At 65.1% G+C, this 8,165-nt stretch carries 8 protein-coding genes and 1 tRNA gene; 1 reads left to right on the top strand and 8 read right to left on the bottom strand.

What is annotated here, in order from left to right:
- Window positions 1-87 precede the first annotated feature (87 nt).
- The 4 genes from ACTS2Z_RS12585 to ACTS2Z_RS12570 form a co-directional block, all read right to left on the bottom strand.
- A complete protein-coding gene (locus tag ACTS2Z_RS12585; protein ID WP_442573557.1) occupies window positions 88-1,617 on the bottom strand; it encodes a glycoside hydrolase family protein in 1,530 nt (509 codons plus the stop codon).
- 62 nt (window positions 1,618-1,679) lie between these two features.
- On the bottom strand, window positions 1,680-2,648 hold the full coding sequence (locus ACTS2Z_RS12580; RefSeq protein WP_442573556.1) for a Kelch repeat-containing protein: 969 nt from the start codon (window positions 2,646-2,648) through the stop codon (window positions 1,680-1,682).
- A gap of 192 nt (window positions 2,649-2,840) precedes the next feature.
- A tRNA-Leu gene (locus ACTS2Z_RS12575) sits at window positions 2,841-2,925 on the bottom strand.
- An 83-nt stretch (window positions 2,926-3,008) separates the two neighbouring features.
- Window positions 3,009-3,254, bottom strand: a complete 246-nt coding sequence (locus ACTS2Z_RS12570) for a FliM/FliN family flagellar motor switch protein (RefSeq protein WP_442573555.1) — start codon at window positions 3,252-3,254, stop codon at window positions 3,009-3,011.
- Between the two features lie 103 nt (window positions 3,255-3,357).
- Here ACTS2Z_RS12570 and lipB point away from each other — a divergent pair, with 103 nt between their 5' ends.
- A complete protein-coding gene (gene lipB, locus ACTS2Z_RS12565) occupies window positions 3,358-4,038 on the top strand; it encodes a lipoyl(octanoyl) transferase LipB (RefSeq protein WP_442573554.1) in 681 nt (226 codons plus the stop codon).
- 238 nt (window positions 4,039-4,276) lie between these two features.
- Here the strand turns inward: lipB and ACTS2Z_RS12560 are convergent, their stop codons facing one another.
- The 4 genes from ACTS2Z_RS12560 to ACTS2Z_RS12545 all read right to left on the bottom strand — a co-directional run bounded on the left by ACTS2Z_RS12560 (window position 4,277) and on the right by ACTS2Z_RS12545 (window position 8,084).
- A complete protein-coding gene (locus ACTS2Z_RS12560) occupies window positions 4,277-4,798 on the bottom strand; it encodes a hypothetical protein (protein WP_442573553.1) in 522 nt (173 codons plus the stop codon).
- Window positions 4,799-4,920: 122 nt separating this feature from the next.
- A complete protein-coding gene (locus tag ACTS2Z_RS12555; RefSeq protein WP_442573552.1) occupies window positions 4,921-5,313 on the bottom strand; it encodes a DUF805 domain-containing protein in 393 nt (130 codons plus the stop codon).
- 138 nt (window positions 5,314-5,451) lie between these two features.
- Window positions 5,452-7,476, bottom strand: coding sequence for an acetyl-CoA carboxylase biotin carboxylase subunit (locus ACTS2Z_RS12550; protein ID WP_442573551.1), 2,025 nt, complete (start codon window positions 7,474-7,476; stop codon window positions 5,452-5,454).
- A gap of 95 nt (window positions 7,477-7,571) precedes the next feature.
- Window positions 7,572-8,084 (bottom strand): YgjV family protein, encoded by a 513-nt coding sequence (locus ACTS2Z_RS12545; RefSeq protein WP_442573550.1) that lies wholly within the window; start codon window positions 8,082-8,084, stop codon window positions 7,572-7,574.
- Window positions 8,085-8,165 lie beyond the last annotated feature (81 nt).

Genomic DNA, 8,165 nt, shown 5'->3' with positions numbered 1-8,165 from the left:
GGGTATTGGTTCGATATCATGGCAGGCGAGATACCACGCCAAGCCTTAGCGTCAAGCGCTCGCTGCCATTGCTAATGGGCAGGAAGCCTAGCTGCCGATGCGCTTCCAGCGCGAGACCCGGCGGCGCTTGCGTTTTTCCGCCGCGCGCGACAGCAGTATCCACGCCGAAGTGACGGTGAGCGCCACCCCCATCGCAGCCGCGACCGGACCCAGCAGGCCGAAATCGACATCGCCGCCGCTGGAGCCGCGCTCGATGATCGTCCACAGGCCGAAACCGGTCATGGCGATGCCGACGGCCAGATTGCCGATGAACATCCAGTTGCCATTGCCGGGCTCGCGCTTCTTTTGCGCAGGCGCAGGACTGGCTTGCGGCAGTTCGGGCGCCGGGGCGGCCGAACCGGCCAGCACGCCGGGATGGATTTCCTCGCTGTCTGCGGCCTCATCCTCGTCTTCTGGCATGTCGGCGGGACGGCCCACGGCCTGAACCTCGCCGGAGAAACCGGCGCTCGGCGCAGGCGCTTCCGGGGTGATCGCCGGCGTGGGCGCAGCGGCAACCGGCGCGGTGATGGCATTGGCCACCGGGGCAGGCGTTGCGGCAATTGCGCCATAGACGGGCACCGGGCCGACCTTGAAGGGCGCGTCCTGCAGGACGGCCGGGGCCTCGGCGGCTTTCTCACTGGTCGTTTCCGCCGCCTTGTCGCGTGACAGGAAGCTGAAGCCGAGGCGCGCGCCTTCGCTGGCGGCAGGAGCCTCCTCGCGGGCTTCATCTTCAGCGGGAACCGACAGGGTTTCGGCCATCTGGGCGCTCATGCGCGCCATCACACTGCCCGTCGGATCATTGGCAGGCGTCAGTTCGGCAGGCTGCGGTTCGACGATGATAGCTTCGGCGGGTGTCTCATCCTCGACTGCCGCGTCTTCGACCGGCTCGTCGGCGGTCTCAGCTTCCGCCAGCTCTTCTTCGGCGCTTTCGCCTTCCTCGGTTTCGGAGACAAAGACCATGCCACCCGGCTCGGGCGGATCGACAAACTCCAGTTCCAGATCCACCAGCGGGCCAATGCGCGGGGCCGGATCGGCAGGCGTCTCGGCGACGGGAGCCGGTTCGGAGGCGGCAGCGGGAGCCGGTTCAGGCACAGGTGCGACCGCCACAGGGGCCTCGGACGGATCTTGCACGCCCTGCAGGTAGAGCGCCTTTTCCGCAGCCCGGCGGCGCACCAGAAGCTCGGACACGACAAGGCGGCCATCTTCCTCGGCGCGCACCCAGGTTTCCAGCGCAGCAGCAGCCTCCAGATGGCGGGCATCGCGCGCCAGACGCGCCACGTCAGAGACCTGGAACGCCCCCGCCCCTATCGAGCACGCAAACGATACCAGCGCATCGCGCACAGGCCCGGCGAGATCGTCCCCGACAGCCTTCGCAATCGCCTGCTCGGCCTGCATCACGTCATAGAGCATGAGCAGTTCGGCATCGTCACGGCTGATGCGCACGCCTTCCTTGGCAGCGGCGGTATGGCCGTAACCCACTACCCAGCGCCGCCCACGGCGGGCCGCCTCCCCCAGGAAGGGTTCATGGGTCTTGATGAGTTCGCGCGCGGCGCGGCTGGATTTCAAGCGCGGCTTCATGGTGTCCCGTTCCGAAACGCCCCTCATGGGCTCTCCGGGTCCGTTGCAAATTGGTTGCCGCTTTATTGACGATTACGCAGCACCTCGACACTGGCCAGCGCGGTGAAGGGCGCAAACACGCCGCCGCCTACCCCGCCGCCAATCACGAAGACCGCATCGTCCAGCGCCGCGCCAGCCGTTTCAGTGCGCGCGCTGAGCAGCGCCTCACGGGCCTGCCAGACGCTCCCGCCCGGCGTTATCGCAAAGACGGTATCATGGGTAGAGCGCAGATCCTCGCCGCGCCCGCCCAGCGCCAGAACGGCAGAGCCGTCAAAGACCAGCGCATGACCGGCGCGCGCCTGCGGCAGGTCCGGTCCGCGCCGCCAGCGGTTTGCAGCAATGTCATAGATATCCACGCGTGAGACCGCGCGCCGGTCGGTGATCCCGCCCGCGACCCATATCTCCCCATTGACCAGCGCAATGCCGGCATCGCGGCGGCTGAGTTCCGGCGGGGCCTCCAGCGCTGCCCATTCGCGCGTTTCGATATCGAACACGAAAACGCCGCCCGGCGCTTCCACCCCGCCTGCCGCGTAGAGCCGCCCTTCATGGGCGACCATGGCAAAAGCCGCACGCGCCGCCGGCATCGGTGTTTCGGTCTGCCACTGGTCAGCCACCGGATCATAGGACCACATTTCGGCAATCGGCTCGGTCCCGGATTCGGCGCTATAGCCGCCCGCCGCCCAGATGCGGCCGTCAGCAGCGGCCAGACCGAAGCGCTCCAGCCCTTCCGGCAGCGGCGATAGCGGCCGCCAGCGGTCGATCGAGGCGTCATACACCTCGAAATTGTCACGCGGGGCGAGGCGCCCTGCCCCCCCGGCGGCATAGATCTGCCCGTCAAGCGTCACGGCGGCGAGGCCTGCACGCGCGCTTTCCAGCTCCGGCCCGTTCTGCCAGCCAGATTGCAGGGTCAGTCCCGAAGTGGTGGGCTCCTGCGCAAGAGCGGCGGGCGAAAGGACAAGGCCAAGGGCCAGAAGGCAGGTAATCGGACGCAAGGCGCTTCTCCGGTCGGCGGGCGGACTGATCCATCCACCTTTCAGCGGGTCAAAGGCAGGATTATGGCCGTCAGACTATCGCGCGCAGGCGGTCAAGGCGAGAGGGGGAAAAGGGATGGAAGCCAAAAACACGAACGCCCGGCGCGCTGGTGCGGCCGGGCGTTTCATGTCTATCCCTCTGGTGCGGGATAATGGTGCGGTCGAGAAGACTCGAACTTCCACGGGTTGCCCCACAGCGACCTCAACGCTGCGCGTCTACCAGTTCCGCCACGACCGCAAACTGGGAGACGGGCGTTTAGCAAGGGATGCGGGGAAAGGAAAGCCCCTCACTGCGCGAGGCGGATAAAATCCGGCACGCGCTCAGGCGGCGAAATAGTCGTGCACATCGGCAGCTTCAGTGATCGAGACAGCGATATGATCGCCCTGGATCACGATCTCGCCGCGCGCAATGGGATGATTATTGGCAAGGATCCACACTTCCTCGTGCTCGGCAGCATCGAGGGGAATCACCGCGCCCCGGCCCATCCGCAGGAATTGCTGGATCGGCAGGCGCGACCGGCCCAGAAGGACCGAAATTTCAATCTGCACAGCGCCAAGCTGACTCATGGTTTCCCGCTATTTTTGCCAATGCGTGCCCACCCGCACACCCTCACTTGAAAGCGGCGCGTTTACACACGATGTTCCGGGCCGGTTTCCGAGGCGTTAAGCAATGCAACAAATTCCAGCCGGATGGGCAGTTTCCGCAGCGCCGGTCGATTACGAGGCTGCTGTTGCCGCCATGGAAGCGCGCGTGGAGGCCATCCAGCGCGGCGAGGCGGGCGAGCTGATCTGGCTTCTCGAACATCCTGCCCTCTACACCGCCGGCACCAGCGCGGACGCGGGCGATCTGCGCGAGCCGGAGAAATTCCCTGTCTACCGGTCAGGGCGCGGCGGCGAATACACCTATCACGGACCCGGCCAGCGCGTGGCCTATGTGATGATGGATTTGCGCGCACGCGGGCGCGATGCCCGCAAATTCGTCAATAATCTCGAAGACTGGATCATCGGCGCGCTCGGCCATTTCAACGTGAAGGGCGAAAAGCGCTGCGACCGCATCGGCGTCTGGGTCGACCGCACCTCCACCGGATCGCCTCCGCGCGAGGACAAGATTGCCGCCATTGGCATCAGGCTGCGCCGCTGGGTGTCGTTTCACGGCATCGCGCTCAATGTAGAGCCCGACCTTTCCCATTTCGGTGGCATCGTGCCGTGCGGCATCACCAACCCGTCCTTTGGCGTGACAAGCCTTGCCGATCTCGGCCTGCCGGTGACGATGGATGATGCGGACCTCGCGCTGAAACAGGCCTTTGTGGAGGTTTTCGGCCCCGTGGTGGATGAGGCTGCGCCGGTTTAGGGTGCAGGCCCCAGGAAAAGCAGGCCGCAAAGCGGCCTGAAAGCGCGATCCTCGATCTCGTCGAGGACAGGCCGCGCGCCCGCGACTGCCTGTGCCCGCGCAGGCGGGTATTCGCGGAACATCGCTACGCGGATGCGTTGCGAAACAAAAAAGACTGGGTCCCGGCTCGGGGGCCGGGACCGCGATGGAGAGGGTCTGCCGGCTCGGTGGCCGGGATCCCGATGGAGCAAGCTAGGCCCTAACCCCGCCGGGGCATGCGCGCAAACCAGAGACCGATCACGAAAATCGTCAGCCAGAAGGCCACCGCAGAGGGCCAGTCGCCCGCGGCAAAGGCGGCGAGCGTTTCAGCCTCGTTTTCCACCATGCGTTCCTGGAAGGCGGCGATCAGTTCCTCATCGCGGCCCGCAGCCTGCACGGCGGCCGGATCGTCGATATCGACGCCAGCCGCTTCGAGATGGTTCATGAAGGCCGGCAGCATCGCCGCCGTTACCGCGATGATGGCCACCACCGCCTTGACCACCACTGCCGCTGCCAGCGGGATGATCACCAGCGGGCCCTGCCGGCCCGCATCGCGCAGGCGGTTGATATGGACAGAGGCGGTAAAGAACAGGATCACCAGCCAGACCAGCATGGCAGGCCCGGCATCAAGCAGGGTGAGGCGCAGCGCATCGAGAAACGCGATCAGGCCAAGCCCCAGCCAGAACGTGTCGGCATCGGCACGCGAATCAGGAAGCAGGAAGGCGCGGAAATTGATCGGCACGCGGCAGGACTCCGGTCGGACAATCGGCTGCCTCGCTTCTAGCCCAAGCCGCCCCGCCGTCAAATGCCAACGGGCGCAGGTTTCACCCTGCGCCCGTCACCAGTTCAGTCCGGGATTACCGGTTACTCGCCCGAGACGGCGTCTGCAGCCGCCGCCACGATGCCTTTCGGGTTCGGGCCGTACTTGTTCACGCCCGGCTGGCTGTCCATCACATAGAAGACGATCAGCACGATGGCGCCGACAAGCGGGATGAGCGCGATCAGCAGCCACCAGCCCGAACGGCCCGTGTCATGCAGGCGGCGCACACCCACCGCAATGGCCGGCAGGATGCTGCCCAGCGCAAACAGGCCGGCCAGGATGGAAGGCTGGCCGAAAATCATCGAGTCGATGACCGCAAGAATGATGTAGACGATGATGTAGAACAGGTACCACCACCAGTACTCGCTGCGGCGGGCACGGCCCTGGAAATTCACATAGTTGGAATAGACCGACTTTACGGCTTCGATGAAATTCATGCTCTCGTCCCTCCGGGATGTGTCCTGACAAGCCGGACTGACGCGTGAAGGGCTCTGAGGGGGCCGGATACGCGATTCAATCCTGAACGCAGGGTCGAACCGTAAAGGCGTAATGGTCAACCAAAATCTGAGGTCAGGTTACTCGAACTCGACCAGCAATTCGTCGGCAGCCACGCTGTCACCGGCCTTTACAGCCACCGTCTTGATGATGCCGTCGCGCTCGGCGCGCAGGACATTTTCCATCTTCATCGCCTCCACGGTGAGGAGCGGCTCACCCGCCTTCACCTCGCGGCCGCCTTCAACGTTCACGCTGACGACCAGGCCCGGCATCGGGCTGACAATGAGCTTGCTGGTATCGGGCTCGGGGCGTTCAGGCAGGCGTGCGGCGAGCTCCGCAATGCGCGGCGCATAGACCCGCACCAGCGAGGCAAAGCCCCGATGGCGCAGATGATAGCCTTGGGTGCGGTCCTCCACCGACAGGCAGAAGCGCTCCTTGCCCAGGCGGGCCTCGAAAAGGTGGTCGCCCGGCTGCCAGCCGGTTTCGAGGTCCAGCGGCCCGGCGGCAAGACCCGGCATGTAGACCGTGGCGGCAAACCCGCTCTCGCGTTGCGGCTCCAGCGTTACTTCAACGGCAAATTCCTGATCCCCGATCAGGACAGCCCAGTTGTGCGGCTTGCCCTGCGCCGTGAGGGGCGAAATGCGGCCCTCAATGCGCGCGGCGCGCTCCACAAAAACGGTATGGATCAGCGCGGAGGCGGCCACAAAGGCCCGCCACTGGCTTTCCTTGGGCGCGGTGCCGGCAAAGCCGTCGGGGAAGTGTTCGGCGATATAGCCGGTATGGATCGCGCCCTTGCGGAAGTCCGGCTCGTCGAGCACGGCCGACAGGAAGGGGGCGTTCGATTGCAGGCCGGCGACATCCAGCCGGTCCAGCGCGGCGGCGAGCGCATCAATCGCCTTCTCGCGGGTCTCGCCCTGCCCGATCACCTTGGCGATCATCGGATCGTAGAACATCGAGATCTCGTCGCCCTCGCGCACACCGGAATCGATGCGCAGCGTGCCGGGGCCGCTCGGGCCTTCTGCCGGTTCGACATAGCGCACCAGACGGCCGATGGAGGGCAGGAAGCCACGATACGGGTCCTCGGCGTAAAGACGCGCCTCGACCGCCCAGCCGCTTATGGTCACATCCTTTTGCGCCAGTTCCAGCTTTTCGCCGGCGGCGACGCGGATCATCTGCTCGACGAGATCAAGGCCGTGGGTGAGCTCGGTCACCGGGTGCTCCACCTGCAGGCGGGTATTCATCTCGAGGAAATAGAAATTCTTCTGCGGGTCGACGATGAACTCGACCGTCCCGGCGCTGTCATAATCGACCGCCTTGGCGAGCGCGACGGCCTGCTCGCCCATCTTCTCGCGTGTCTTCTTGTCGAGGAAGGGTGACGGGGCTTCTTCGAGAACCTTCTGGTTGCGGCGCTGGACCGAGCATTCGCGCTCATCGAGATGGATGACATGGCCGTGCTTGTCGCCCAGCACCTGTATCTCGATATGGCGCGGTTTCTCGACGAATTTCTCGATCAGGATGCGCTCGTCACCGAAGGAGGACTTCGCCTCGGAGCGGGCCGCCTTGAAGCCGTCGCGCACCTCGCCCTCGTTCCAGGCGATGCGCATGCCCTTGCCGCCACCGCCCGCCGAGGCCTTGATCATGACCGGATAGCCGATATCGCCGGCCACCTCGACGGCCTGCTGGTCGTCGACAATCTCGCCCTTGAAGCCCGGCACGGTGTTCACACCGGCAGCGGCGGCGAGCTTTTTCGATTCCAGCTTGTCGCCCATCGCCGAGATGGCGTGCGGGTTCGGACCGATCCAGCCGATCTTTTCCTTTTTCAGCCGCTCGGCGAACTTCGCGTTCTCCGACAGGAAGCCGAAGCCCGGATGGACCGCCTCTGCGCCGGTTTCCTTCACAGCGGCGATGATCTTGTCCATGTCCAGATAGGACTGGGAGGGCAGCGAGCCGCCAATGAAGACGCGCTCATCGGCCATCTCGACGGCCAGGCTGTCGGCATCGGCCTCCGAATAGACGACAACCGTCTTTATCCCCATGCGCTTGCAGGTCTTGATGACACGCACGGCGATCTCGCCGCGATTGGCAATGAGGATTTTCTTGAACATGAAGCCGCCAGCCACGCTAGGGGAAGGAAAGAGGTTCGGGGGAAGGGTTTAGCCCGCGCTTGGCGTGCATCGCAAGCACCCGCACCGGCTGAACGCTAGATGCCTGCCTGCCGCGCGCGATGGGCCTGCCACGCCCCGAACAGGCTCAAGGCGATATAGGTCAGGGAAAAGCCGATCTGCGGCCAGGATGCCATCATCACCCCGTACGTGGCCCAGAAGAGCGAGGACGCCGCCGCCAGCAGCAGCACCAGGCGCATGTCGCTCTGCAGGCGCGAAAGCACCGCCACGACAGAGCCGATGACGGCGATGAGATCAGCCCAGCCCGGATTGAAGAAGAGCAGGATCACGCACGCCCCGCCCAGCAGCGCGCCCAGCACAGGCAGGCCCGCGCGGCCGAGCTTCAGCGCCGCAAGGTCAAAGAGGGCATAGGCCCAGCAGAAGAGGACACCGCCTGCCCCGCCCAGAAAGACATAATGGATTCCGGCAATGATATTGCCGGTCATGTCGGTGACGAGGAAGGACGGCTTGGTCTTCATCCGTGTCGAGACGAGGATGAAGGCAAAGCCCAGAAGGCCAAGCGCGTTGATGGCGATGACGCCGATTTCCATGTTTGCCGTCCCGGCCTGCAGGTTTGCCCCGCGATACGCGAGAGCGCGGCCTGCTGGCAAGCGCGCCTTGACGGCTACGCG

Source organism: Glycocaulis sp., assembly GCF_052168375.1.
GTDB lineage: Bacteria > Pseudomonadota > Alphaproteobacteria > Caulobacterales > Maricaulaceae > Glycocaulis.
Note: the sequence above shows the minus strand (reverse complement) of the source record. Positions and strands in the feature narration are given on the sequence as shown.